General features: G+C 67.4%; 19 protein-coding genes and 1 pseudogene. 9 read left to right on the top strand and 11 right to left on the bottom strand.

What is annotated here, in order from left to right; all coding sequences use genetic code 11:
* Together HY049_10180 and HY049_10175 are read right to left on the bottom strand one after the other, a co-directional pair.
* Window positions 1-1,054: TonB-dependent receptor (locus HY049_10180; protein MBI3449268.1), on the bottom strand; the 1,054-nt coding region annotated here is incomplete at its 3' end.
* Window positions 1,051-1,791 (bottom strand): hypothetical protein, encoded by a 741-nt coding sequence (locus tag HY049_10175; GenBank protein MBI3449267.1) that lies wholly within the window; start codon window positions 1,789-1,791, stop codon window positions 1,051-1,053. The genes HY049_10180 and HY049_10175, both read right to left, overlap by 4 nt.
* A gap of 157 nt (window positions 1,792-1,948) precedes the next feature.
* On the opposite strand from HY049_10175, the gene HY049_10170 reads away from it, so the two are divergent.
* Window positions 1,949-2,875: a hypothetical protein gene (locus HY049_10170; protein MBI3449266.1), complete on the top strand. Its 927-nt coding sequence runs from the start codon at window positions 1,949-1,951 to the stop codon at window positions 2,873-2,875.
* Here HY049_10170 and HY049_10165 read toward each other — a convergent pair.
* Window positions 2,859-4,076, bottom strand: a complete 1,218-nt coding sequence (locus HY049_10165) for an SGNH/GDSL hydrolase family protein (protein MBI3449265.1) — start codon at window positions 4,074-4,076, stop codon at window positions 2,859-2,861. The genes HY049_10170 and HY049_10165 overlap by 17 nt on opposite strands.
* Before the next feature lie 103 nt (window positions 4,077-4,179).
* On the opposite strand from HY049_10165, the gene HY049_10160 reads away from it, so the two are divergent.
* Window positions 4,180-5,772, top strand: a complete 1,593-nt coding sequence (locus HY049_10160) for a hypothetical protein (GenBank protein MBI3449264.1) — start codon at window positions 4,180-4,182, stop codon at window positions 5,770-5,772.
* 20 nt (window positions 5,773-5,792) lie between these two features.
* Here HY049_10160 and HY049_10155 read toward each other — a convergent pair whose 3' ends face one another.
* The 4 genes from HY049_10155 to HY049_10140 form a co-directional block, all read right to left on the bottom strand.
* Window positions 5,793-6,449 (bottom strand): hypothetical protein, encoded by a 657-nt coding sequence (locus HY049_10155; GenBank protein ID MBI3449263.1) that lies wholly within the window; start codon window positions 6,447-6,449, stop codon window positions 5,793-5,795.
* 317 nt (window positions 6,450-6,766) lie between these two features.
* Window positions 6,767-7,306 carry a hypothetical protein gene (locus tag HY049_10150; GenBank protein MBI3449262.1) on the bottom strand — a complete coding sequence of 180 codons (540 nt, stop codon included), beginning with the start codon at window positions 7,304-7,306 and terminating at the stop codon, window positions 6,767-6,769.
* 12 nt (window positions 7,307-7,318) lie between these two features.
* A complete protein-coding gene (locus tag HY049_10145; GenBank protein ID MBI3449261.1) occupies window positions 7,319-9,295 on the bottom strand; it encodes a C cytochrome precursor in 1,977 nt (658 codons plus the stop codon).
* Between the two features lie 57 nt (window positions 9,296-9,352).
* Window positions 9,353-10,216: a class I SAM-dependent methyltransferase gene (locus tag HY049_10140; protein MBI3449260.1), complete on the bottom strand. Its 864-nt coding sequence runs from the start codon at window positions 10,214-10,216 to the stop codon at window positions 9,353-9,355.
* Between HY049_10140 and HY049_10135 the strand changes: the two are divergent.
* The 5 genes and pseudogenes from HY049_10135 to HY049_10115 all read left to right on the top strand — a co-directional run bounded on the left by HY049_10135 (window position 10,215) and on the right by HY049_10115 (window position 18,158).
* A pseudogene (locus HY049_10135) lies at window positions 10,215-12,194 on the top strand (thrombospondin type 3 repeat-containing protein). The gene HY049_10140 and the pseudogene HY049_10135 sit on opposite strands and share 2 nt — an antisense overlap.
* 80 nt (window positions 12,195-12,274) lie before the next feature.
* Entirely contained in the window at window positions 12,275-14,158 is a 1,884-nt protein-coding gene (locus HY049_10130; GenBank protein ID MBI3449259.1) for a tetratricopeptide repeat protein, read from the top strand.
* A gap of 260 nt (window positions 14,159-14,418) precedes the next feature.
* Complete coding sequence (locus tag HY049_10125) at window positions 14,419-14,817, top strand: hypothetical protein (GenBank protein MBI3449258.1); 399 nt, start codon at window positions 14,419-14,421, stop codon at window positions 14,815-14,817.
* Window positions 14,818-14,894: 77 nt separating this feature from the next.
* Window positions 14,895-17,312 carry an HD domain-containing protein gene (locus HY049_10120; GenBank protein ID MBI3449257.1) on the top strand — a complete coding sequence of 806 codons (2,418 nt, stop codon included), beginning with the start codon at window positions 14,895-14,897 and terminating at the stop codon, window positions 17,310-17,312.
* Window positions 17,313-17,405: 93 nt separating this feature from the next.
* The gene (locus tag HY049_10115) at window positions 17,406-18,158 is read left to right on the top strand and encodes an SH3 domain-containing protein (protein MBI3449256.1); all 753 of its coding nucleotides are present in this window, start codon (window positions 17,406-17,408) and stop codon (window positions 18,156-18,158) included.
* On the opposite strand, the gene HY049_10110 is transcribed toward HY049_10115, so the two are convergent.
* Window positions 18,145-19,806, bottom strand: coding sequence for a diguanylate cyclase (locus tag HY049_10110; GenBank protein ID MBI3449255.1), 1,662 nt, complete (start codon window positions 19,804-19,806; stop codon window positions 18,145-18,147). The two genes, HY049_10115 and HY049_10110, sit on opposite strands and share 14 nt — an antisense overlap.
* Before the next feature lie 149 nt (window positions 19,807-19,955).
* Here HY049_10110 and HY049_10105 point away from each other — a divergent pair, with 149 nt between their 5' ends.
* Window positions 19,956-20,207 carry a DUF433 domain-containing protein gene (locus HY049_10105; GenBank protein MBI3449254.1) on the top strand — a complete coding sequence of 84 codons (252 nt, stop codon included), beginning with the start codon at window positions 19,956-19,958 and terminating at the stop codon, window positions 20,205-20,207.
* Window positions 20,204-20,554: a DUF5615 family PIN-like protein gene (locus tag HY049_10100; protein ID MBI3449253.1), complete on the top strand. Its 351-nt coding sequence runs from the start codon at window positions 20,204-20,206 to the stop codon at window positions 20,552-20,554. The genes HY049_10105 and HY049_10100 overlap by 4 nt, the downstream gene beginning before the upstream one ends.
* Before the next feature lie 16 nt (window positions 20,555-20,570).
* Here HY049_10100 and HY049_10095 read toward each other — a convergent pair whose 3' ends face one another.
* The 3 genes from HY049_10095 to HY049_10085 form a co-directional block, all read right to left on the bottom strand.
* Window positions 20,571-21,362, bottom strand: a complete 792-nt coding sequence (locus HY049_10095; protein ID MBI3449252.1) for a hypothetical protein — start codon at window positions 21,360-21,362, stop codon at window positions 20,571-20,573.
* 513 nt (window positions 21,363-21,875) lie between these two features.
* Window positions 21,876-24,470 (bottom strand): hypothetical protein, encoded by a 2,595-nt coding sequence (locus HY049_10090; protein MBI3449251.1) that lies wholly within the window; start codon window positions 24,468-24,470, stop codon window positions 21,876-21,878.
* Window positions 24,448-25,462: IS66 family transposase (locus tag HY049_10085; GenBank protein ID MBI3449250.1), on the bottom strand; the 1,015-nt coding region annotated here is incomplete at its 5' end. The genes HY049_10085 and HY049_10090, both read right to left, overlap by 23 nt.

The raw sequence follows: 25,462 nt of genomic DNA, 5'->3' as shown, positions 1-25,462 counted from the left end.
CCGTGGTGGCCGCAAGGGGGGTGAAGGCGTCGCCGTTGCTTCCCGTGACCTTAGTGTGCGCCCACTCGAGCCACGCCTGGACGGTGCTCTTCGGGCTCGCCTGCCACGAGAGTTTTCCGAAGACGCGCGGGTCGGTCTCGGCCTGGGTCGGGCCCCCCTCGCTCGAGAGATCGCGTGCGTACTGCGCCGAGAGGAAGTACCAGAGCCTGTCCTTCCGGATCGGCCCCCCCGCCTCCACGAGCTCCTCGGCGTGGAGCTGGATCGTCGACGCGAAATCGGGGTCATTCGAGTTTCGTCCGGTCAGGCTCCTGCCGGTGTAGATGAGCTCGGCCTCCCCTTTCGCGTCGTTTCCCCCCGACTTCGTGACGCTGTTGAAGACGACGCCCGTGAACTCGCCGTACTCCGCGGGGGCGCCGAGGCCCACCAGCTCGGCCTCGTCGAAGAGGCTGTAGTTGAAGAACGACCAGGGGGCTCCCCCCTCGGGATCGGAGATGTCGACGCCGTCGACCTGGTAGGCGATCCCCGACTCCTCGGCGCCGCCGTACGCCGACTCGATGTTGATCCCCGGGGCGAGGTCGAGGATGTGCGAGGTGTCGCGATCGGTGGGGATGTTCTTCAGGATCTCGCGGGGGAGCGTGGTGCTCGCGGCTGAGCTGCCGGGGTCCATCACGATGGGCTCCGCCGTCACGAGCACCATCTCCTCCCCGGCGAAGCGCGTCATCTCGACGGCCCGCTCGGTGCTCATCCCGACGACCAGCGCGATCTGCTCGACGCGCACGGAGCGGTAGCCGCCGAGGACGACCGTCAGCGAGTAGATCCCGTTCGGGATCTCGGCGAAGCGGCACCTTCCCTTCGCGTCCGTCGAGCAGGTCTGCGGGCCCCCGATCAGGGCGGCGCTCTCGAGGCGAAGGGCGGCTCCCGCGAGCGGGGCCTCGCTCTCGTCGTCCGAGACCCGCACGACCAGTCGCGAGGTCGTGCGGCTCTGGGCGAGCGCCTGGGAGCCCGCCAGGAAACCCAGGCAGAGCAGGAGCGCCAACCCCTTCCGCGGGCTCACGGGACCTTCGAGATGAACCCGTACTTGACGAGGACGAGATCCTCGTCCTTCACGAGGCCGACCCCGCGCGCGTACAGCTTGTACTCCCTGGCGCCGTTCTCGAGGGGGTTCGTCTCCTCTGTCTTGACGCAGTTCTCGAACGACCCCGCGGGGGTCTTCACGGAATCGCTGTCGCCGACGATCTCCACGCGATCCATCGCGACCCCCGGCGCGAGCTCCTGGTAGAAGCGCGATCCGAGAAGAGGGCGGGAGGGGAGGAAGAGGCCCGGCTTCGCGCCCGACGCGAAGGCCCGCCACCCGCCCTCATGCCCGGAGATCTTTCCATCCTTGTAGATGTCGACGTCTTCGCCGAAGTAGTAGACGTCGTTCGACGGACCGCAGAGGGCGTAAAAATTCCTCGAGACCTCGACGAGGGCGCCGTCAAGGCTCTCGCGCTCCTCGACGATGCGCGTCTCGATGCCGTTCAGGACCTGCGTCTCGTCGAGAACGGTGTTCTCGACGTGCGTCAGCGACTTCCCCTCACGCCCTTCGAGGGTCGCCCGGTAGCCGGGCTCCAGGACGAAGAAGTCCGTCCGTCCGCGCGACGTCCAGGTGCACGTCGACAGATCGAAGTGATCGGTCCAGGCCGGCTTTTCGGCGGCGCCCGGAGCGCCGGTGAACGCCGCGACGACGAGCCACGCGGCGAGTGGGATGCGATGGGCCCATGGGGTCTTCAATGTCCACCTGCCTTTCATCACGTCGATCGAACATCGGAGTCTCGGACCCGGCGAGTGTAGACCCGGCCGCTGAACGAATCCTGAACGGCCCGGCGGCCTCGAATCCCGTTCAGGGACCGTTCAGGCGCCTCGCGTACCGTGGGGGTGGTTCGATTGACTCCTTGAAAGGAGGTCGAAGATGAATCGATTCGTTGCGGGAAGTACGACGATCGTCGCGTTCGGTCTGATCATGGCGGGCGCCCCGGCGGCGCTGGCCGGATCGGACGCCTGCCTCGCCGGCGCGCGATCCATGTTGGTTTCGTGTCAGGCGGGAGCGCAGAGCGGGTTCGCCCTCGCGCGCGGCAAGTGCCTCAATCTTCCGGTCCCGAGGGCGGTCCGGGATTGTATGGCGGCGGCGACCGATGAGAGAAAGAGCGCGTTCGGCGACTGCGGCGAGCAGCTCGACGCGCGACTCGACGTGTGCAACCGGCTGGGAGGGGGTCCGTACGCCCCCGCGATCGACCCGAAGGACTTCGGCGGACCGATCGACAACCCGCTCCTGCCCATGAGCCCGGGGACGACGTACGTGTATGAGACGCGGACGGCCGCCGGGCTCGAGCGCAACGTCGTCGAGGTGACCTCCAACACACGCCTCATCCTCGGCGTGACCTGCGTCGAGGTGCACGACACCGTCTCGCTGAACGGCGAGCTGTCCGAGGACACGCTCGACTGGTTCGCCGAGGACAGGGCGGGCAACGTCTGGTACTTCGGCGAGAACTCCAAGGAGCTCGCGGGCGGGCTCGCGGTGAGCCTCGAGGGCTCGTGGGAGGCCGGCGTCGACGGCGCCTTCCCCGGCATCGTCATGAGGACCGCTTCCAAGATCGGAGATCTGTACCGGCAGGAGTTCGAGCTGGGGACCGCCGAGGATCTCGCGGAGGTGGTCGGCCTCGCCGCGACGGCGACCGTGCCCTACGGCACCTTCACCGGACTGCTCGAGACGCACGAGTTCTCGCCGCTCGAGCCGGACGCCAACGAGCACAAGTTCTACGCCCCCGGGATCGGCTTCGTCCTGGAGATCGATCTCGTGTCGGGCGACCGGACGGAGCTCGTCAGCGTGACGCCGTGACCAGCCCCCGCTCCTCGAAGTGCCGCGCGATCGCGTCGGCGACGCGGCGCGAGCCGCTCTCGTTGAAGTGGACGTCGTCGTAGAAGGTCATGAGGTCGGACGGGACGAGCTTCGCGAGGTCCACGAGCTCGATCCCGTCCCGCGCGGCGAGCCTCCGCAGCGCGTCGTTGTACATCCCGAGCATCTGCGACATCGCGCGGACCGAGTAGTACGGGCCGCCGGGGCGCCGCGGCGGCCAGCCGTCGGCCGAGCCGAGCCACAAGAGCGCCGTCTCGCGCTCGCTCAGATCCGGCCGCCAGAGAGCGGGCTGCGTCACGAGGACGGGCCTCGTCCCGCGGCCCTCGAGGAGCTTCACGATCGCCGCCATGTTCCGCTCGAACTCGGCGAGCGGCGCCTCCATCGGCGGGAAGAGGTCGAGCGTCTCTCCCCGCTCGGCCCGCTCCTCGCGGCTCGTCACGTAATATTCGGGGAGAGTGTGACTGAGAAGGCGCTGCACCTGCCGCGCCGCCGGGCTGAGGAGCCTCGCCGCCTCGAGGAGGCGCCTCCCGCGCGCGACGAGCTGCAGGCTCCGCCATCCGGACTCGTGCGTGTCGTCGACTTGCAGCGCCTCGCGGACGTACGCCCCGCCGGCGTCGAGCGCCTCGACGTCCGCGGCGTCGAAGCCGCGTCCCTGGATCATCCGGTTGAAGAGGTCGTTCACCCCCACGAGAAGGATCGCGAAGTCCACCTTCCCGAGCTGGGGGACGACGTACCTCGCGTCGAAGTAGTGCTGCCGCGAGGTGCGCCCCGCGCGCGCGATGTTGCCGACCCAGACCTTCGCTCCCGAGGCGCGCGAGAGGGTGCGTCCGAGGAGGTCGGGCCACGACTCCTCGAGCGACAGCACGAAGCACTCCGTCGTGCTCCCGCCGATCGTCACGATGCGGATCCGATCCGCGGGAGAGGGAAGCGGCCCCCGGGTCCCCACGGCGTTGATCTCGAAGAGCGCGTCGTCGACCACGCCGGGGGTGACGTTCGGATCGACCGTCACCGTGACGATCTGGTTCACGGGGTAGACGCTGTACCTCACCGACGACGGCACGGCGCGCGCCCGGAGCACCAGCTCGGCGCCGGCGAGGGTCCCCGCGACGAGCGCGAGGTTGATGGCGAGGAGGCGGATCGCAGCGCGCGCTCTCGACGGGTGACGGGGCTCGGCATTCTTCACGCGGTCCCATCTTGTCCCTTGACGGGTGCGCGGGCAACCGCCACTCTTGGGGACCCGCCGAAGGGCCCACCCCTTCAAGGGTCCACCCCTTCGAGGGTCCACGATGATGCGCCGCGCCCCCTCGTTCCTCCTCTGGACCGCCCTCGCCGCGCCCCTGTCCGGGGTCGCGACGGGGGATGCCGCCGTCCTCGCCAGGGGCGGGGAGTTCCAGGTGAACTCGACGACGTTCGATGCGCAGCGGGAGCCCGTCCTCGCCTCGAGCGGGAACGGCGCCTTCGTCATCGCCTGGACGAGCCTCCAGCAGGACGGCTCCGGCCTCGGGGTCTTCACCCGCGTCTTCAACCGGGTCGGCGGTTTCTCGGGCGGGGAGATCCTCGCCAACGCGTACACCACGGGCGCGCAGGCGCGTCCCTCGATCGCGCTGGACGCCGACGGAAACTTCGTCGTGGTCTGGGAGAGCGCCGGCCAGGACGGATCGGGATTCGGCCTCTTCGGTCGGAGCTTCGACATGCGGGGCGATCCCATCGGCGCCGAGTTCTCCGTGAACATTTTCACGACCGGGGATCAGCTCGCCCCGTCGGTGGCGAAGGACGCGCAGGGCCGGTTCGTCGTGGTGTGGCAGTCGGCGGGTCGGGACGGATCGGGAACGGGGATCGTGGGGCACCGGTTCGATCGCTTCGGCGGAACGCTCGGCCCGGAGTTTCCCGTCAACGAGTTCACCACGGGTGCGCAGGAAGCCCCGAAGATCGCGATGGACGACGCCGGCCGCTTCGTGGTGGTGTGGAGCTCCGTCGGCGAGGATGGATCGGGCTCGGGGGTCTTCGGCCGCCTCTTCGACAGCGACGGAGCTCCCGCCGGCGCGGAGTTCGCGGTCAACACCACCACGTCCCTCGGGCAGTACGCCTCATCGGTCTCGATGGACCCGTCGGGGGGCTTCGTCGTCGCGTGGAAGAGCGCGGGGCAGGACGGCGACGCGGACGGCGTCGTCGCCCGCGCCTTCTCGAGCGCGGGCCTCCCCGCCGGCGGCGAGATCCAGGTCAATGCGTTCACCACCGGATCGCAGCGACGCCCCGTGGTCGGCGCCGACGCGGCGGGCGGGTTCGTGGTGGCGTGGGATTCGCCCGGGCGGGACGGCTCGGGGCTCGGGGTTCTCGCGCGCCGGTTCGACGGCGCCGGGGCCCCCGCGTCGGACGAGTTCCTCGTCAACACCTTCACGATCACCGATCAGTCGGGACCGTCTCTGGCCTTCGACGGCTCGAGCAGCTTCATCGCGACGTGGACGGGCGACTCCGAGGATGGGTCCCTCACCGGGGCCTTCGCCCGTCGCTTCTTCGAGAGATCGCCGGCGCTGACGAGCCATGCTCCCGGCGCCCGCGTCGACTGCGCGAGCCCGGCGATCAGCCGCCCGACGTTCGCCTGGGACGGCGACGGCTACGACGCCTTCAAGGTGTACGTCTCGTGGGATCCGGGGTTCGCGGCCGGCGCGGTCCTCGACAGCGGGAGTGCGCTCCTCAAGACGACCTCGTGGGCCCCGACGGCCAGGAAGTGGCGGAGGGCGTGCGCGTCGGCGGTGGCCGCCGATCCGGGCGCTCCGAAGCTGTACGTCAGGGTCTTCGGAGTCGATCGCGCCCTCTCGAAGCGCGATCCGTCACGGCAAGTCTTCGGGGGGGCCGTCGACCTCGACGTCGTGCCCTAGGGCCGACGGCCACCGGGAGACTATTTCCCGCCGCGGGTCTCGTGCGCGTCGCTCGGGATATCCGCCTTCGCGAGAGCGATCAGCTCGGTGAGAAGCCCGCGCTCGTGGGTGTTCTGGGCGTCGCTCGTCGCCACCGGCATGTTGCGGAGGTCGTTCGCGATCTCGAGCCGTCGGGTCTGGATGCGATCGTGCGTCGCCGGGTCTCGCGCGTCGTCCACCCGGTCCGCCTTCTCGCTGCGCGGGGCCGCTTCCTCGTCGGGGACGGGACCGCTCACGGACGCGGTCTTGACGGTCTTGCGGCCTCCGGTGGCGGGGCCGGCGGCGGCGTTCCTCACGACCGGCCCGGTGCTCACCGCGGCGGCGGTCGTCACCACCGTTCCGGTGCTCGTGGCCGCCTCGATCTGCGCTTCCTGCAGCTCCTTCATGGCCGCGCTCCGGATGTCGACGCGCACCAGGCGGAGCGCCCTCTTGTCCTTCGCGGCCCGCGCGGCGTCGTGTCGCTTCGCGAGCGCCGTGAGCGTCGCGACATCGCGCAAGTCGTCGCGGTGCGCGGTCCTGTCGGCGGTCACCACGCTCTTCTTCTGAGCGGCGTCGACCCCGGGGCGCGGGGCCTGCGCCAGGGCGGGAAGGCAGCTGGCCAGGACGATTGTCGTCAATGTCGGGATTGTCCGTCTCATCGGCTCTCCTTTTGGCTCCGCTTCCGGCGCACCGCGCCGAACGCGCATGGGGAGGGCGAATCTAGGGACGGAACCGGCGGCGTCAAGGCGAAGGGAGGGGGTGGTGGCCCACATGGCGGCGTGGGGGACGGCGCTGCGCGCGTGAAGTAATCGCGCTCGGCCTCTGTTCGCTCGCCCACCGGGTACCCTTCGGCCGCAAACTGCGGCGGCCGAATCTCGCAGCCTGCCGCTCGCCGGCTCGCGGCGCTCGTGGGCTCGTCTCACAAGCCCCCACGCCGCCATGTGGACCACCACCCCGCGTGAGGGGGAGGGAATCGTCAGGTGCGCTTTTGGGGGCGCTTCCTGCGCGGCGGGTCGTCGGTCGGTGGGGGGGCGATCTCCGGCGCCTCGGCAGGTGCGCTCGACCGCCCTCCGGTCTTCCACGCGATGAGGCCGACGGCGGCGATGAGGAGGGCGGCGCCGGGCGGGACGAGAAGGACTCCGACGCCGGGATCTCCGCCGTAGACGACGAGGCCGCCAAAGAGGAAGCCGAGAGGGAGGAGGAGGCTCCCCGCGAGGAGGAGCGCGGACGCGACCGTCTGCCAGCGCGCGGCCGCGCGCTCGCGGGCCAGCGTGAAGGCGTAGAGGATGTTGACGGCGCCCACGAGATCGCCGTGCGCGTGGGCGAGCGTCAGCATCAGCCGGCGCGTCTCGTTCGAGACGTTGAGGTACCAGCCGACCTTGAAGCCGTGGAGCGCCTCGAGGAAGGCGCCGAGCGTCAGGTAGACCGCGAGCATCGCCCAGCCGGCGCGCACGTGGCGGCCAGAGAGAGCCGCGAGCGCGCCGTCGTTCGAATCGTGCGAGGTTTCGTCAGGCATCGGCCGGGATCGTCACTCGTTGAGGTAGAGGGGACGGGTGTCGCGCTGGGAGAGGAGCCTCCGGACGAGATCCGTGTTCAGCTTTTCCGCGCCGTCCAGCAGGAGCGGCCGCCGGTCCTGCCCGTCGCCGGCGCGCCGGCGCCCCACCCAGATGGCGTAGACGTGCCGCGCCGCCTCGGCTCTCGAGGCGCGCGGGGCGAGGAAATCATACTTGAGATCGGTGTAGTCGGGTTGCGTGCGGATCGCGCGGTACGCCGTCAGGCGCACCGCGCCGTAGTCGTCGCCCAGGAGCTGCGAGAGATAGGGGGGGGTCCACTCCGATCCCGAGGCCTCGAGCGCCGGCGGCCACCCCATGTGCCACGCGGCGAGGGCCCGCTGCCCGGCGTCCCCCTTGAGGGCCCAGAGCACGGCGGCGGCGATCGTCGACTCGTCCTCGTCGAGCGGCGGGCTCTCCTTCCGGTACCACTCCTTCAGGTACTTCGCCGTCCATGCGAGCGTTCGGTCGAGGTGGCACAGGTTGCAGGCGTTCGGGCGTCCCGTCTCGAGCGCCGTCTTCACGTCGGGGCTGTCGATCGTGTGGCTGCGCTCCGCCTTCAGCAGGCCGTACGTCGTGTGCGGCATGTGACAGTTCACGCACCGTGTCCCCGTCGATTCGGGCTTGTGGTGCGCGTGGGAGGCCCGGGCGGCGTCCGCGTCGTACTCGTGATGGCACTGCACGCAGTTCGCGTCCCCCTCGACGCTCGCGTTGAGCTGGTCGTCGGCCCACGTGTCGAGCGAGCGCGGGTCGTCGTCGGCCTTGTGGAGCCGGTGGCACGACATGCACGTCATGCGCGCCCGCGTCGCGCTCTCCACGCGGTAGCACGGCGATTCGAGGAGGCCGTTGTACTCGCGCCCCGAGATGCGGACCATCCCGTCACTCCAGAACTTGTTGCGCATCGCCATCGGCTCGCGCGCGAGGATCGCGGCGACGGTCGGATCCCGGGGGCCCAGGCTGTAGCGGACGATCGCCCGGGAGTCGGTCAGCTCGTCCCCGGGCCTGTACGAGAGCCCCTCCTCGGCCCACTTGAGGAGCGCGTTCTCGTCCTTGTCGAAGAAGACGCCGTGGCATTGTCCGCAGACCTGTGAGGCGAGACGCGGCTCGAGGGCGGCGGGGTTCACGATCGTCGCATCGCGCTTCCCCTCCGCGTGGAGCGCGTAACGTCTCCGCGGGTCCTGATTCGCCGCCACGTGCGCGGCGCCGGCGCCGTGGCACGACTCGCACGAGATACCGAACTCGAGGACGTGGGTGTCGGCCGCCCCCGACTCCTCGAGCCTCGGCTTCGATCGCGTCGCGTGGCAGCGGTTGCAGGTGAAGTTCCACTCGCCCCCCCCCAGGGTGAACTGCGGCATCCCCGGAGGGGAGAGGAAGGCCGAGTCGACGCTGAGCCAGCGGCTCTCCTCGATCTGGTAGAAGTAATGGAAGACGGAGATCTTGCGCCCGTTCCCCGCGGGAAACCAGTAGGCCTGCTGGTGATGGGAGCCGGTCGTGAGGACGACCTGGCGCTCGACGCTCCCGCCGGTTCCCCCGGGGTCCTCCGAGGTCATGAAGTACCCGCCGTCGCGCCGCTTCAGGCTGAAGCGATGGCCGTCGATCTCGGTCTCGGAACCGTCGACGGGAGCGCGGACGGACTCGGGGCCCGGCGTCTGCGTCATGGTCCGATGGTACGAGCGGCGCCACGTCGCGTACGGCCGGGGGTGGCAGTCGCGACAGGTGTCGGAGGTCGCGTACCCCGCCTCCGGCACGCGGATGGGGCGCTCCGCGATCTCCGCCTCGGGGACTCTCACCGGGCGGTACCAGCCGGCGAGGGCGAGGACGGCCAGAGGCGCCGCGAGCCACGCGGCGATGGCGAGGCGCTTCGCGCCGCGCGAGCGGGCCCGAAGCCCGAGGGCGAGGATCGGAAGGAGCCCCAGGGCGAGGAGTGCCGATGTCGCGAGCGCTTCAGGATCCATGCGGCGCGGGTCTTCGGGGATGGCTGTCGAGAAGCAAACGGAGCTTCGGCGAGATTATCACAGCCTCGCGGCCAGCCGCCGTTTCAGGCGCCGGAGCGGCGCGAGGGCGGGATGGTGCCGCCACGGCTGGTGCATCGGCCCGCTGTACGTCTCGGGGGCGAGCGCGCGCGGGAGGACGAGGGGGTGCCCGATCTTGGCCGCGCGCCTCACGGCCCACGGCGTCGCCTGCCGCCACCTGGGGGGCGCCCAGTGCGCCGCGAAGAGATGGTGCGACAGCGCGGGAAATCCCAGGCGTCGCAGGTACGACTTGAGCGAGCGGCAGGTGTAGCGGTTGCAGTGCATCCCGGCCGTCTCCGCGAAATCGTCGCTGTCGTCGCGCGCGTCGGGGTCGAGCCCGTCGGCGACGACGTCGTTGTCGGCGCCGAAGGCCGGCGTGTTCACGGCGAGGATCCCGCGAGGGGCCATCTGCGGGCGGAGGGCGAGGAGGAGCGCCGTCAGCTCCGCGCGCGGGATGTGCTCGACGCAGTCGAGCATGAGGACGACGTCGAAGCGCCCGACCCGTCCCTCGTCCTTCCAGCGGCGGAGAAGGTCCAGCGCGTCGGCGCAGTGAATCTCCGCGGCGAGGCCCGCCGAGGCCAGATGTTCGCGCGCGATCGCCACCGCCGCGTCCGAGAAATCGACGCCGCACGCCTCCGCGGCTCCGTGCCCGGCGGCGTGGCGGAGCGCCTCGCCCCGGCCGCAGCCGATGTCGAGGACGCGCCTCCCGCGGAAGTCGATCCGCTCGAGGATGTCGAGGTCGGCCTCGCGCACCCGCCCCGCGAGGAACTCGTCGAGGCCGTCGACGCCGTAGCCCGTGGGGCGGCCGTCGCGGTCGCGGTGGAGGTAGTACTCGGCGGTGTACTTCTCTCGAAGGTGACCCATGTCAGCGGACCTCAGCTCCCGACGTCAGGATACCGCGCCGCGCGGCGGCCTCGGGGGCGATCTGCGCCGTCCGGGAGACGCCGCTCTCGTTGCCCGGCGTGCCGCGGGATGCCACAATCCCCTCGTGGAGTATCCCCGGGGGTGCGCGTTGAGACGAGTGCGGGCGTGGGTCGTCGTTGTCGGGATCTGTCTCGCGATCACCGGCGGAGCCGGTGCGAGTGTCCGGAAGCTCGGCGGCGAGTTCCAGGTGAACACTTACACGACAGGCAACCAGTCGGCCCCCTCCCTCGGCAGTGCGGCGGGAGGCGGGTTCGTCGTGGTGTGGCAGAGCTTCGGGCAGGACGGATCGGGGTACGGCGTCTTCGCGCGGCGCTTCGACAGCGCGGGACAGCCCCTCGACCCCGCCGAGTTCCGCGTGAACTCGACCACCTCCTTCCAGCAGTACGATCCGTCGATCGGCGTGGCGCCGAGCGGCGATTTCGTCGTCACCTGGACGAGCTACGCGCAGGACGGATCGGGGTACGGCGTCTTCGCCCGTCGCTTCACCAGCGCGGGGCAGCCCCTCGACGGCGCCGATGTCCTCGTCAACACGTACACGACCGGCCTCCAGCGAAGCTCCGTCGCGGGGGCGGCGGGGAACGGCGACTTCGTCGTCTCGTGGGTCAGCCGCGGGCAGGACGGCTCGGGATACGGGATCTTCGCGCGGCGGTTCGACAGCACCGGGAACCCCCTCGACGCCTCTGATTTTCAGGTCAACGCGTACGCGCAGTACCGTCAGATCCAGCCCTCGCTCTCCGTCGCGGCGGGGGGCGACTTCGTCGTGGCGTGGAACAGCTACTACCAGGACGGCTACTACCAGGGGGCCTTCGCGAGACGCTTCGACTCCGCGGGGTCCCCCCTCGATCCGAACGATCTGCAGGCGAACGCCTACACGACGCAGGACCAGAAGCTCCCGGCCGTCGCGGCCCGCCCCGGCGGAGGGTTCGTCGTCGCGTGGGCGAGCTACGCCCAGGACGGATCGAGCTACGGGATCTTCGCGCGCCGCTTCGACAGCGCAGGGGTGCCGCTCGATCCCGCCGATCTCCAGGTGAACAGCTACACCTCGGGCGCCCAGTCGGCCCCCTCGATCGCCGTGGCGACGACAGGAGAGTTCGTCGTGTCGTGGCAGGGGGATCTCGAGGACGGCCAGGGGTACGGGGTCTTCGTGAGGCCCTTCAACTCCGGGGGCGCGCCCATCGATCCCGCCGAGACGCGCGCGAACGCGCACACCACCGGAGATCAGCTCCAGTCGCGGGTCTCGATGGCGGCGAACGGGAACTTCGTCATCGTCTGGAACAGCTTCGGCCAGGACGGTGACAAGGCCGGGGTCTTCGCGCAGAGGTTCTGCGTGGACTCGGACAACGACGGCCTCTGAAACGCCGCCGACGACTGCGTGACCGTCTACAACCCGGCGCAGGCGGACGCGGACGGAGACGCCGTCGGCGACGCGTGCGACAACTGCCCGGCCGTTCCGAACCCGGGCCAGGCGGACGGCGACGCGGACGGCATCGGCGACGCCTGCGATCCGTGCCCGACGTCCGGCGACATCGACAACGACGGCGTCTGCGACGCGCAGGACATCCTCGTGACGTCGCCGATCCCGGCGGCGACCCTGGACTGCCACGCGCCGTCGGATCCGGCCACCGCCCCCACGATCCAGTGGACCCCGGGGAACTACGCGAAATTCCGCGTCTACGTCGGCTCGAAGCCCGCCTTCACCAAGGGATCGTTCGTCACGAGCGGCACCGCCGCGTCGAGCCTCCTCGCGTACAAGCCCACCGTGAAGCAGTGGACGGGGGCCTGCAAGAAAGCCCTCGCGGCCAACCCGGCCGCGCCCGCCCTCTACATCAAGGTGACGGGGCAGGACCTCACACTCCCCAAGTCGAATCCGAAGCGCAAGACCGCGAGCCAGATCGTGCAGACCGCGGTGCAGCCATAGGGCGCCGTCCCCCGGCGGCGGCGAGTGCCCCCCGCGCCGCCCCCTCGCTCCGGCGGTTCGCACCCCTTGCCGTCGCCCTCGTGGCCCTCGCGGTCTACTCGAACGCCCTTCCCGGGCCGTTCGTCTACGACGACATCGTCGAGATCCGCGACAACCCGCGCGTGCACTCCGTCGCCGGGATTCCGTCCCTGTTCACGAGCGATTTCTGGGGAGGAGGGGAGGGGCACAACCCTCTGTACCGCCCTCTCACCGCGACGATGACGACCCTCGTCTACGCAGCCGGCGGTGGGAGGGCGATGCCGTTCCACGCCGTCAACATCGTCCTCCACGCGCTCGCGTCGGCCCTCGCCTTCCTCCTCCTGAAGCGCCTGACCTCGAGCGACGGGGCGGCTCTCGCCGGCGCCCTCCTCTTCGCGATCCATCCGGTGCACACCGAGGCGGTCGCCTGGATCTCGGGGGACGGCGAGATCCTCGCCGCGCTTCTCGTCATGGCCGCATGGATCGCGCACGCCGGCCGCCGCACCTCTCTCGCGGCGGCGGCGCTCGCCCTGGCGCTCCTCTCGAAGGAAGGGGCGGCCGTCTTCCCGGCGCTCGCGCTCGCGGGCGACGTCCTCGCCGATCGCGGCGCGCCGCCTCGGTGGAGGTCGTACGGCGCGTACGCCGCGGTCGTCGTCGCGTACCTGGGGTTGCGCCTCGCCGTCCTGGGCCACGTGCTGGGGGCCGGCACGATCGGATCGCCCCTCCTCAACCCGCTCCGCACGGCATCCACACTCGAGCGCGTGCTGACGTCGGCGAGCGTGGCCGGCAAGGCGATCGGGCAGTCCGTCCTGCCGCGCCGGCTGTGCCTCGACTACGGATTCAACCAGCTCCCGGTCTCCCGCACCCTCCTCGACGGCGCCGTTCTTTTCGGGCTCGCGGTGGTCGCGGCGCTGGTCGCCGCGGCGTTCGTCACCGCCCGCGGGTCGGGGAAGCTGCGGGGGGTCGCCCTCGGCGCGATCGTCTTCCTGATCACCTTCCTCCCGACGTCGAACCTCCTCTTTCCGGGGATCTCGATCTTCGCCGAGCGCAACCTCTACCTGCCGGTGCTCGGCATCTGCCTGATGGCGGCCACGCTCGTCGTCGCGCTCGGCTCCCCATCGGGCCCGCTGCCGCGGGGAGCGAGGCTCACGGCGGGCGGTGCCGCGGCGATCGCCGCCCTCGTCCTGGTCGGAGGGGGACGCACGTACGCCCGGAACGCCGAGTTCCGGGATCCTCTCACGCTCTACTCGGCGGCCATCGAGGCCTGCCCGCAGAGCGCCCGCGCGTGGAGCTTCCACGGGATCGCGCTTCGCGAGGCGGGGAAGGCGAAGGAGGCGGCGAGCTCGCAGACCCGCGCCCTCGCGATCTCCGCGGGGTACGGGGACGCCCACGCCGAGCTGGGGCTCGACCTGTCGATGACGGGGGATCCGGCCGGGGCCGAGAGGGAGCTGAACGAGGCGCTCCGCATCAACCCCGAGGACCGCGAGGCACGGGCGAACCTCTCGTCGCTCTTCGCGCAGACCGGCCGCGTGGACGACGCCCTCCGCGAGGCGCGCTCGCTCGCGATGAAGTACCCGGCCGACGACGAGATCCTCTCGAACCTGGGGGCGGCCCTCATCGACAAGGGGGATCCCGGCTCGCTCGAGGAGGCGCGAGGGATCTTCGAAAAGCTCGAGGCCGGGTCGCCGTCGAGCCCTCTCGGGCCGAACGGCCTCGGGGGGCTCTACGCGCGCACGGGGAGGCTCGATCTCGCGGCCGGGAAGTTCGAGGAGGCGCTGCGCCGGAGCCCCGGCGATCTCAACGTCACGTACAACCTCGCGCAGGCCTTCGCTCAGGGAGGTCAGCCCGCCAGGGCTCTCGAGATCCTCGACCGGGCGGTGGCGGCCGGAGCCGTCGACGTGGGGATCATGCAGCTCCGGGATGCGCTCAGGAAGGCGCCGCGGTAGAGGAGATCGCCGGCGGGACTTGCCAGGCGATGTGCTAGCATGAGCCCCCCGATGGCGACTATGGCCCTCCCCACGCGTTGTTGCGGCGCTCCCGGTGGCGCACCATGTTGTTGCGACAATGCGATCATTCGTGCTACTTTTGCCTGTTCGAAAAACTCGAAATTCCTGGTTTGATGACTCTTTGACGGTTCAGCGTGCTCTCAGCGAATCGTAGGCCTTGACCGGCGGCTCCGGTGTTTCCGGTCGATGGGAGGTAAGGAGTGAAAACCATCAACGACCTGACCCATCTCATTGTCGCTTGTTGGCGCCTGGGGGGCGACGACGAAGAAATTCCGACCAGTCATGGCCTTCTCGACCGAGCACTTCGGGACGCGGTTGTGCGCGACGCATTTCCTCAATGGGCTCGCGACGCTCTCCACTTCGTCGACGCACGCATCGGACTGCACTGCGTTGAGTTGCCGGACATTCTCGATTGGGCGCAGCGGTCGGAGTTGACCAAGGCCCCGAATCCGTCCTACTCCGTGACCGAAGTGCAGATTAGTGACCGCCTCGCTCTCTTGCTCTTGCGGAATCTCGGCGTCGGTGAACTTGACGCGCGGAAATGGGGGGAACTCCTGCGCAAGACGACGCAGGACGCTCGACGTGCCCTCGCGTCCTGAGACGACACCACCCCGGAATCATCGAGTCTGAGATTGGCCGGAGGGGAGCAACTCCTGTCGACCGCGACACTCCACGAATGATCGAGGCCGGCGCGCTTCGCGACAAGCTCCAGTCCAGTGCACCGCACCTGTGGGAACAGGCGTGTGCGTTGACTGTGGAGTTGTGTCTTCCGTTGCTCGCCCAGATGGATAGAGCTGCCTTCCAGCGCGGGTTTCCGAAGGCGTTCAACGATCCCGTTTGGGGCGTCATCGAGCTACTTCCGTGGGAGACCGCTCTCCTGGATTCCCCTCTGCTCCAACGACTCCGCGGCGTTCGCCAACTCGGAATGGCCCATTACGTCTACCCAGGCGCAGGCCACGATCGGCTTGAGCATTCGCGCGGTGTCGTTGAAGCTGCCGAACGGATGATCTGCGCCCTCGCCCGGAATGCGGCGCACAGGAGAAACTTCGGCGAGACACCGGACGCTGCGGTTCCGGAGGTCGAGGCTTTCGATCGCAACGCGACACGACTCGCTGCTCTGCTCCACGATGTAGGTCACGGCCCATTCAGCCACGCCACCGAACACTTGCTCGGAACTCGGTTCTCGGTGGAATTCGATCTCGCGAGTCAGGTCCTTCGGGACTCGTTTGCTGGAAGCACGAAAATCGAGACGTCCGAGTGCCTCGCCGTGCTCATGGTCATGAGCCCCGCGATGGATCGCGTGTTCACTCACGGCAGATTTGGCGCCATCCAGAGGCCCACCGATTTGGCTCCCGCCATTGCGTCGAGAATCCTGGGATCTCGAGCCTGCCTGAAAGCCACATACTTGTCGGGTGTTGTCAGCGGTCCACTCGACGCAGACAAGCTCGATTACATGGCGAGAGACAGCCATCATGCGGGACTCGGAATTGCCCTCGATCTGAATCGTCTCATCAGCAAGCTCGAAGTGGTCATCGTTACAACCGACAACGCGCCAAACCCGGAGTTGAAAAAGCGCGCCGAAGAGACACCAGGCCACCGGTTCTACGAAATCGGTCTCTCACTGTCAGGCCTCAGCGCGTACGAGCAAATGATCATCAGCCGAGTCCTGCTCTACGATCGCCTGTATTTCCACCACAAGGTTCGGGCCGCGGAAGGAATGCTGCGCCGCCTGATTCTGCTGGCCGAGGAAGAACGGGAACAGCCGTTCAGTCTTCGGGAACTGATGATGTCCATTGCCGACGACGGGATGCTGGGACTGCTGGGTGGGGAGCTCAAGCACGTCACCGTCAAGTCGGGTGGCGTCCGCTCGAAGGAAATGGCCTCCGCTCTGAACAACAGACGGCTCTACTTCCGAGCGTTTGCATTCGCCGCTCGATTCATTCAGGGTCTCGATCGGCTCGAAGATGACGAGCAGAAGGACACGCGAGCCTACATTTGGAGTCGCGTGCGCACCGAGTTGTCGACGCCGGAAGGCTGTTCGCAGCTCGCACATCGCATCTTCCGTAAAGCGCAAGCTCTCGGAGAGAGCATCGACGATCTGAGGCCTCAGGCCGTGCAGCTGCGTGATGAGCACGTCCTTGTCGACATGCCAACGAACACCGTCGTGGTTCGCGGGAGCGACATTCTTACGCTCACGACGGAGGGTCATGTCCAGACTCCGAACCTGTTCTTCAACCCTGAGCGCTGGTCGCAGGCATATGAGCATCAGAAGCAGTGTGGCTACGTGTTCGCTCCTCGAGAAAGTCTGGAGCTCGTGGCGCTCGCATCGCGAATCGTATTCTTCGACGAGTTCGAACTCCTGATGAAGCGGGAAGCTCATCAGGTGTGCAAGCTGTCGGAAAGAATTCAAAAGTCATGGATCGACCAAGCCGTCGCGCGCCGGATTTGTTCGGCCGAATTCGCGAAGCTCATCGCAGAGCATGGATCCAGGCTCATTTCGTTCAAGCCGGAGGAGATCGAGCTTCCGAGTGGCTGGGATTCGGAAAGCCCGGACCGCCGCAGGTACCTTGCGACAGAGTTGAATCGTTGTCTTCCGTTCGGGTTATCGATGGGACCGTACGCCGCATTTCTCTCTTCCGTCTTCGCAGTGTGCAATTTCGTCAAGATCGCGGAGGAGAACGGGAGGTTTGCGAAAACCGAATCGCTGCGCGAGAGGGAATTACAGGAGGCGCTCCTCGACTACCTCCGTGGTGCCAGAGTGGTGGTCGCCGAAGGCGTGAAAATTGGAGGAGGCGAGTCGGATCTTGTCCTGAACGGGTCAGTCGTAGTGGAGAACAAGGTTGCCGGACGATGCGTTGATCCTTTTGCAGTGAAGCTCGAGGCCGGGTGGCAAGCCCGCCGGTACTCCATCGCAATTCTGTCCAGCGTGGCGATCGTACTTCTTGCTTACCAACCAGCCGGTGAACACGCAGTTCTTCCCCAGTCCCACAGAATCAGGGTCGAAAGTCTTCACGATGGCCATGCCACGATCAGAGTGGTAGTTCCCTACGGGCACGGAGTTCCATCACACGTCAAGGTTCCTGAGAAAGGTTGATTGAGAGAGTCCACTAGTCCGTCGGAAATTGAGGCGAGCATGTTCCACACTCGAGTGGCTTCAAAGATCTCTAACGCCCCGTGTCGCGCGTTTGTGCTCGGCGCCGTCGCCGCCGCGCTCTCGACCGCCTGCCTCACCCGGAGCGCCCCCGAGACCGCGCCCGTCCCGCCCCCGCCCGTCGAGGTCGCTCCCGCCCCCGCTCCGGCCCCGCCGGCGGGGCCCGATCCCGCGATCGCCCAGGCCGAGGGGCGCGCGCGCGAGCTCGAGCTCTCGGTTCTCGAGAAGGACGCCGAGATCAAGAGCCTCGGGGAGCGGCTGTCGTCCCAGCAGCGGAGGCTCGACGACGCGATCCAGGAGGTCGTGCGCGCCAAGGCGAAGCTGATGAGCCTCGAGTCACGCGCCGAGGCGGCCTCGCAGATGGCCGAGACCGAGATCGCCCTCAAGGCGGTCGAGGGGGAGGAGGGGGCCGCGCAGGACCCCGAGCTCGAGAAGATCCGGAAGCTCGTCCAGATGAGCTCGGCCGAGTTCGAGAAGGAGAATTTCGGCGGCGCCCTCTACCTCGCGAGCCAGGCGAAGGAGCGCATCCAGGACTCGCAGACGCGCCTCGGCGGCCGCGAGAAGGTGGACATCGGCCGCGACGAGACCCCGTTCCCCGTCCCCATGGCCGTCAAGGTCGCCAAGTCGAGCAACGTGCGGAAGCTCCCCGATCGCGACGCCGCCATCGTCGTGACCCTCTCGGCGGGGACGGCGGTCACCGCCTACTCGCACAAGGGGGAGTGGATCCGCGTGACGGCGGCCGACGGGGTGCAGGGGTGGGTGCACCAGAGCCTGATCACGAGCCGGTAGGGCTCGCGACCGGCGGCGTCTCGGCGGTGACGACCCGGTTCCGCCCGTCCCTCTTCGCCCTGTAGAGCGCCATGTCGGCCTCGCGGATCACCTTCTCCGGATCGAAGCCGCACTCGGGGCTCGTCGCGACGCCGATGCTGATCGTCGCGACCGCACCGTCGCCGTACGTGCCGAGGCTCGACTCCTCCATGCGCCGCCGGATCTTCTCCGCCGTGTCGCGCGCGTCCTTCGGCGGCGTCTGCGGAAGCAGCACGAGGAACTCCTCGCCGCCGTAGCGCGCCGCGTAGTCGGTGGCGCGGAGCGTCTCCTTCAGCATCTTCGCGAGGCGGCGCAGGAGCTCGTCCCCCGCCTGGTGGCCGCGCGTGTCGTTGTACGTCTTGAACCGGTCGATGTCCATCATGAGGATGGCGACCGGCTGCCCGTGCCTCTCGGCGCGCTTCAGCTCGGAGACGACCGTCTCGTTCATGTGCTTGCGATTCCTCAGCCCCGTGAGGCCGTCGGTGATCGACACCTCGTGCAGCTCGCGGTTCTTCTCCACGAGCGCCAGGTTCGTCGCCTCGATCTCCTCGCGCGCCTTCCTTAGCCTGCCGACCATGCGGTTGAAGACGACGGTGAGATACCCGATCTCGCCGCCGACCGCCACGGGGATGTCCACGTCGAGATCCCCGGCCGCGACCTTCCCGGCCCCCTTGATCACCCGGTCGAGCGGGCGCACGAGGATGAGCCCCAGAAGCCCCGCCGCGAGGCCGACCCCCGCGACGATCGCCGCCGTCAGCACGATCGTCCAGTTCCGCACGGTCCGCACCTCGGCGTACTCGGTCGCGCGGCTCTTCGCGGCGACGACCCCCCACGGCAGCCGCGCCGCCGCCTGGAGCGCGCCGACGCACGGCTGGCCGTCGAGCCCTTCCATCTCGATGGGCGGCGTCTGCCCCGAGAAGAGCGTGCGCGCTTCGATCAGGGGGATCCGCGCGGCGGCCGTGGCGCCGGCGACGGCGGGGAAACGGCTCAGGACCATGCCGGTGCGCGTCGTGACGAAGAGCTGCTCGCTCGCAGAGTGCGCCTGGTTCCTGAGGACCGCGTCGATGCCGCGCAAATTGATGCGCGCGGCGAGGATGCCCGCCGGGCGCTCGCGCACCTCCGCCACAGGCTCGGCGAGGATGAAGGCGGCGACGTGCCCGGCCGCGTTCCAGTAGGGATCTCCCACCGACATGCCGGTCGTCTTCAGCGAGGCCTCCCAGCCGCTCGGGAGCGCGAGGTCCGTCGTCCCGGCGGTCGTCGCGACGAGGGTTCCCTTCGGGTCGAAGACCGCCAGCTCGTCGTAGTCGGCGAAGCGCTGCTTGACGGCCTTCAGGTAGTCGCCGAGCCTCGGCCCCCCCGCGCTTCCCTTCGCGAGGTTCTCGGCGACCTCGTAGGAGCTTGCGAAGACCTTGATCTCGTACTGGCGCTCTTTGAGCCAGAGGTCGATCTCGCGCGAGGTCTGGGAGGTGATGCTGGTGAGGTCCTTCGAGATCTTCTCCTCGAGGACGCGGGCGTTGTTGCGGTACGAGAGCCATCCCATGCTGATCGAAGGCAGGAGCGTCGCGAAGAGGGCGAACACGAGGATCTGGCTTCGGATGCTCTTGAGGCGCAGCGTCTCGAGCACCCACATGATCGTCGATTCGGTGTTCCGCAGTCCGCACCTCCGGGGCGAAAGGCCGACTACATATTAGATCGGGAGGGGGGTTGGTTTGGCTGTTGATATACTGTCGTCCACGGGAATCCAGTGCGGCGCCGCGGATGCGCCGAAGGAGATGCCCTATGAGAGACCTGGACGCGAACGCCCTCATGCAGCGGTTGCATTCCGACCCTGACGTCTGCGGCGGTCAGATGTGTATCAAGGGAACCCGGATCCCGGTCTCTCTCATTCTCGACGCCCTTGCCGGCGGCGACGCGGTCGAGGATCTCCTCAAGGGTTACCCGTCGCTGAAGCGTGAAGACATCGCCGCTGCCCTGGAGTACGGCGCGCGCCTGGCGCAGGAGAGGATTCTGCCTCTCGCTTCCTCTTCGTGAAGATCAAGCTCGATGAGAATGTGCACGGCGACGTCGCGGACGCGCTCACCGCCCGCGGCCACGACGTGACGACCGCGCGCGGAGAGGGACTCGGCGGTCGCGCGGACTCCGAGGTCGCCTCGGCCGTGCGAAGCGAGGGGCGCTGCCTCGTGACATTCGATCTGGATTTCGCGGATCCCCGCGCGTTCCCGCCCGAGAAACTGTACGGGCTCGTGGCGCTGCGGCTCCGGCACCCCACCGGGCGTCGCCAGGTCGATCGGATCGTCGAGTTCTTCGACGAAAAACCCGACCTGGGCGGGCAGCTCTGGATCCTGGAAGAGGATCGCGCTCGAAACTGGACGCCCTGATGTCGGCGGCCGCGGATCAGTTCGCGGTGCCCTTCACCCTCTGGACGATGATGTCGCCGGGGTGGACGACGAGGCCGGCGGCTTCGCAGTCCCAGGTGGTGGCGCCGGCGAGGTGGATGGTCACTTCCTCATGGGTGGTGAGGTTCTGACAGATCACGCGCCGCGTGGTGACCCCCGTCGCGGAGCCACTCACGGACGGTGGTCTGGCCGTGATCGTGGCGTGTCCGGCTTCGGGGGCGACGTCCGTAGGTTGGTAGATGTTTCCAAGGACCATGCCGAGGTTCATGCTTCCGTCGTCGCCCCGGAGCATGGCCATGGGGACGGTCAGCTCGAGCGTTTGTCCGGTGATCTTCGCGGGGACAGTCCCTATCGGAGTGGGGTTGTTGGCGACGAAGAGCGCGACCTGGCCGCCCATCGAGAACTCGAAGAGGTCCAGGACGTAGTCGGCGCCGATGTCCTGCGTGGTCCCGGGCACGTAGTAGTTCGCCACCGAGGGGAGACCTGTGCCGGGATTCTGATCGGTGTCGAGCTCGATGTACCCGATCACCTGGCTCATGTCGGTGTCGGGGCTGAAATTGACCTTCATGGAGAGCGTGATGCCGTCGCTTCCGGCGTCGACGCTCGTGATGTCGACGATGGGGTTCCCGGGCGTGGTGAGGTGATCGCCGGTGGGGTCGGTGAGGATGTGTTTGGTGATGACTGCGAGGGAGCGGGGGAGTGGGTGGTGATGGGGACCCCATTCCGCCGGGGAGGCCTGGGAGATGGTTGGGAGGAGGAGTAGGAGGAGGGTGAGCGACATGGCTTTCATTTTGTCCTTCCCATCCGGTTGGACGCGGGACAAGTGGACGATTCTTCCGGTTCGGGGCGAGCTAACAGGATTGCGGTCGCCCGCCGTCCTTGGCGGCCACCCAAGCATCTCGCGGCCACAGCAAATCTCTAAACCTTTCGCCGCGCCGAAAGAGTCGTGGCGAGAGTTGATAACAGCCGTGCTCGTAGACTTCGAGGTAGCCGGATCCAAGAATCACGCGGTGAATCGTAGCCTCGGTGACGGGCATCTTACCCTTGAGGACTTCGATTATCTTAAACGTGAGCCCTTGGGTTGAGGGCGCGAGACTTCCGCTTGGCGCGCAATCTGACTCTAGTCGCGCCACCAGCATTCCCACAAAGACCACCTGAGCGGAACTCAGTGCCTTCGGGAAATCGGGATCATCCGCCGTGGCTGAAGTCGGACTACGCCCCGCGGGCCCGCATGCACACGGGACCGATAGGAGAATGAAATAGGACGCAATTCGGACCATCACTGGCATCCAGTGAACGGATCTCAATGGTTGGTCACCGTGACGCGTTCGGGCGAGAAGAGGTGGGGTCCTACCACGTCGATTCTTGTGCTGTGGCCATCTCCCGTAAACATCGTAAGGTACCCGCTGTAACCAACAAGCCAATTGAATGGGAAGTCGTCCTTCGTGAACCCTGTGGCACCCGTTATTGGTGACTGCCCGTGGGCATCTCGACAAGCATTCTGGGCGGGAAGGCCGCCTTGGCTGTGTGCTTCGTTGTAGGCGCCCGAACCCGAGAATCCCGTTACGTTGGCCCCGTAGGTGTATTCCCCTAGGATATGTGTGACAACTTCACCGCGAGTGACAGCTTGTGGCGCGTCTTTCGGTGCTTGTAACGGGAATGCCGCGATGTGATTCGGGTTTACCGTCTGTGTACCGAATCTGTCGACAATGGCTTGACTCGTCGAGACGACATGAATGGTAAAGTCTGCGCCACTTGCGGCATCGAAGGCCGCGGTTGCGGCGGCATTGTCCTGTGTAGGGGGACCTGCTGCTCGCTGCATGTCGCCATTGTCGTCTTGGTATACTGAGAATCCAATCGCTTGGGATGTCTCGTCGTTGAACTGTGCTACGGATGCGGGATCACCGTCGACCTGGTACAGGCCAAGTGGATCAATATACCGAACGGGGTTGTTTCCGGAATAGGAGAATCGGTTCCAGCTTTGGGGATCCTTCAAACTGGCGCTTGGCGCGAACGGGTCCACGCTGAGGAACCTCCCGCTCGAGGCGCTGTAGTACCTCGCTAACATATAGTCGAGCCCCGACTCTACGTCCCGCTCGTGGCCCGTGAAGCGCCGGTTGTGGGTGTTCAGACCCGCTGGCTGCATTTCTTCCCCGAAGGGCAAGTACTTGTGCCGCGACAGCACGGTTCCGTTCGAATCTGTCACGAGGACAGGTGACCCAAGATGATCCGTGTGATAGTAGAGCACATCTACACTGATGGCCGCCTGTCCTACCAACCGCTCTGGGCTTTGAACCCAGGTCGCAGTTGTCGAGGATTGGCCGGTGGCGGGGTGCGAGAGAGCCACACGAACCGGCATATCCGTCTCGGAGGGCCCCCAGTTCAGCATCGCGCCGTTGTCAGCGACGCAGACAGGATTGGTCGCCTGTGACAGCGCGTTCGGGTCACCAGGAGTACCGACAGCGCGAACCCAGTACTTGAAGATGTTCCCTGAATGAGTATGGCTCTCTGAAAAACTCGTCCCCTGGACCGGAGTTGCCGTCCTGAGCGATATCTGGCCCGGCGTCGGTTGCCACGTATAGCAGTCCGCAGCATTCGGGATGTCAGCGCGGTAAACGTTGTACCCTCGCAGTCCTCCACAGTTTCCTACAGCCGGCCAGGAGATGACTGTGAGGTGGGCGTTCTCGTCCATCACGACGTCGAGCTGTTCGTTCCAGTCGAACGGAGCCGGTCCGGGCACCGGAGCGGAAAGCACGGACTCGTGACCAAGGTGGTCGACGGCGGAAACTCGGTACGTCACGGCCTCACCGCAAGCGTTGTGTGGGAGCGCGCGGACCGCGGTCGTTCCGGCGGCGGCGCCACGGCCAGCCCCCCAACCTTCGATAGAATAGAACTTCTCGTCGCCGGGCGCTGCGGCAACGAGCGTCCTCACGAACGATGCGCCCGCCCCCGTTTCGCGATAGACATGCACTCTGTTCGCGCCCGGAGGCGCGTTGATTCCAATGACCCCCCAGCCAGTGCGAGATACACCTGGCGCGACATTGGGATCGGGCGCTTGATAGGTGTTTGGATCGTGAGGATTCCAACTCTGAGAGAATTCCGTACAATTACCGTGCATCGAGCACTCGACGTTGTTCGAGTGAAAGCAATATGAACTTAGGGGGTAGTAGTAGAGGCACGTGCCCTGGCTGGCGTTCCCGGTGACGGATATGACATTCGAGAATCGCGACGCGGCACCGGCGCCGCCAACTGTCTTTACGGCGTAGTCGTTCTGTGCGTAGAAAGTGGCGTCAAACAACCCGTCGGGTCTCGCAAGGTGCGGAAGCGCGTCACGACCAATCGCTGCAGCCGGGGTGGTGGTCGGAGAGTCGGTGACCTCGATCAGGCCGGTGGTTGCCCCGACAACGCCTCGGAAGACGGAGTACCCGCGGAGTTCGCCGACGCAGGCCGCCTTGTATCCATCCCATCTAAGGACCAGTCCCGGAGGCGAATCGTACGTCATTGGATCCGTGAACCTACCGTCGCCCGGCGAAGTAAGGTTCTCGGGGACCGGGAGGGGCTGTATGGCTGCAGCCGGGGGGAAGAGCACCGATGCGGACAGATCACTCTCGCTCGCGACGTCGTTGGGGTCGCTGATGCTGCTCACGGCGTACTCGAAAGTCACCGGGCAGAAGTCGTCCGGACCGAGATCGTAGTAGTTCGCCTGCCTGTGAAACATCCCGTTGTAGCAGAATGAGGAGTCAAACGTCGAGCTGATGGGCCACAAGCCCTGAGCGTGGTTCGGGTCCACGACCGGGGATGGAGTTCGCCGGGACACCTTTTCCCATGGCTGACCTGAGGACCGCCGGCGGTAGAGCTGAAACGTCGTATTGGGGTCAATGGCGCCCGCCAGGTTCATGCAGACGGCGCGATAGTTCAGATGCGACCAGGGTGACGTCGTCCAGGCACTGGGCGTGTACGGATTCCTCCTTCCAACCGTGCGGCGTCAAGCTCTTCACGTCCGTGCCGGGCTCCGAGATCCGAAGCAGGACGTCCTTGAAGTAGTCTCCGAGGTGGACGCCGGCGGCCTTCGCCGTCATGAGCAGGCTCATCAGGATCGACGCCGTCCTGCCTCCGCCTTCACTCTGGAAGAAGAGCCAGTTCTTTCTCCCGATCGCGAAGGGCTTCACCGCGCGCTCGGCCGCGTTGTTCGTCATCTCCAGGCGGCCGTCCTTCACATACTCCGTCAGCGCGACCCACTGGTTCAGCGCGTACGTGATCGCCTGGCCCATCGGGCCCTTCGGCAACACTTTCGTCCGGGTCAGCTCCAGCCAGGCGTGGAACTCTTCGAGCAACGGCGCCGCCTTCTCCTGACGGAACCGCGCCCGGTCCTCGGGTGAGAGCGAAGCTGCCGCCTCATCGATCTTGAACAGGACCCGGATCCGGTCGATCGCTTCCTTCGACAACACGGGGTCGGTCGTCTCGGCCTTGATGAACCCTCTGCGCGCGTGGAACCAGCACCCCACCTCCGTCGCCCCTCCGGGAAGGTACAGCTGGTCGTACCCGGGGTAGGCGTCCGCCTGGATGAACCCGGTGAACTCCGCGAACACCCGCGCCGGACCGTCTCGCTTGCGGCTCTCCGTGAAGTCGTACCAGTGCCGGCCATGCTGGTTGAGGTACGCCCACACCCGAGCCTGCCTCGAGCCGCCTTGCGTCGACTGCGCCAGCGTCACCGGCGTGTCGTCCGTGTTGACGACCGGTGAGACCAGGATCTCCTTCTTGATCTGGTCGGCGATCGGCTCCAACAGCTCGGCGCACCGCGCCATCGACTCGCAGAGCACCGAGCGGGACAGGTCGAGCCCTTCGCTGTGGTACTGGCTCTCAAGCCTGTAGTACGGCAGGTGGTTCTGG

The sequence above is a fragment of the Acidobacteriota bacterium genome, assembly GCA_016195325.1.
Lineage (GTDB): Bacteria > Acidobacteriota > Polarisedimenticolia > JACPZX01 > JACPZX01 > JACPZX01.
Note: the sequence above shows the minus strand (reverse complement) of the source record. Positions and strands in the feature narration are given on the sequence as shown.

Excerpts from the sequence above, each read along its gene's own strand:
- HY049_10170 (MBI3449266.1), top strand. The coding sequence starts at position 1,949 with ATGAATCGATTCGTTGCGGGAAGTACGACGATCGTCGCGTTCGGTCTG.
- HY049_10160 (MBI3449264.1), top strand. The coding sequence starts at position 4,180 with ATGATGCGCCGCGCCCCCTCGTTCCTCCTCTGGACCGCCCTCGCCGCG.
- HY049_10155 (MBI3449263.1), bottom strand. The coding sequence starts at position 6,449 with ATGAGACGGACAATCCCGACATTGACGACAATCGTCCTGGCCAGCTGC.
- HY049_10150 (MBI3449262.1), bottom strand. The coding sequence starts at position 7,306 with ATGCCTGACGAAACCTCGCACGATTCGAACGACGGCGCGCTCGCGGCT.
- HY049_10145 (MBI3449261.1), bottom strand. The coding sequence starts at position 9,295 with ATGGATCCTGAAGCGCTCGCGACATCGGCACTCCTCGCCCTGGGGCTC.
- HY049_10140 (MBI3449260.1), bottom strand. The coding sequence starts at position 10,216 with ATGGGTCACCTTCGAGAGAAGTACACCGCCGAGTACTACCTCCACCGC.
- HY049_10120 (MBI3449257.1), top strand. The coding sequence starts at position 14,895 with ATGATCGAGGCCGGCGCGCTTCGCGACAAGCTCCAGTCCAGTGCACCG.
- HY049_10110 (MBI3449255.1), bottom strand. The coding sequence starts at position 19,806 with ATGTGGGTGCTCGAGACGCTGCGCCTCAAGAGCATCCGAAGCCAGATC.
- HY049_10105 (MBI3449254.1), top strand. The coding sequence starts at position 19,956 with ATGAGAGACCTGGACGCGAACGCCCTCATGCAGCGGTTGCATTCCGAC.
- HY049_10095 (MBI3449252.1), bottom strand. The coding sequence starts at position 21,362 with ATGAAAGCCATGTCGCTCACCCTCCTCCTACTCCTCCTCCCAACCATC.
- HY049_10090 (MBI3449251.1), bottom strand. The coding sequence starts at position 24,470 with ATGAACCTGGCGGGCGCCATTGACCCCAATACGACGTTTCAGCTCTAC.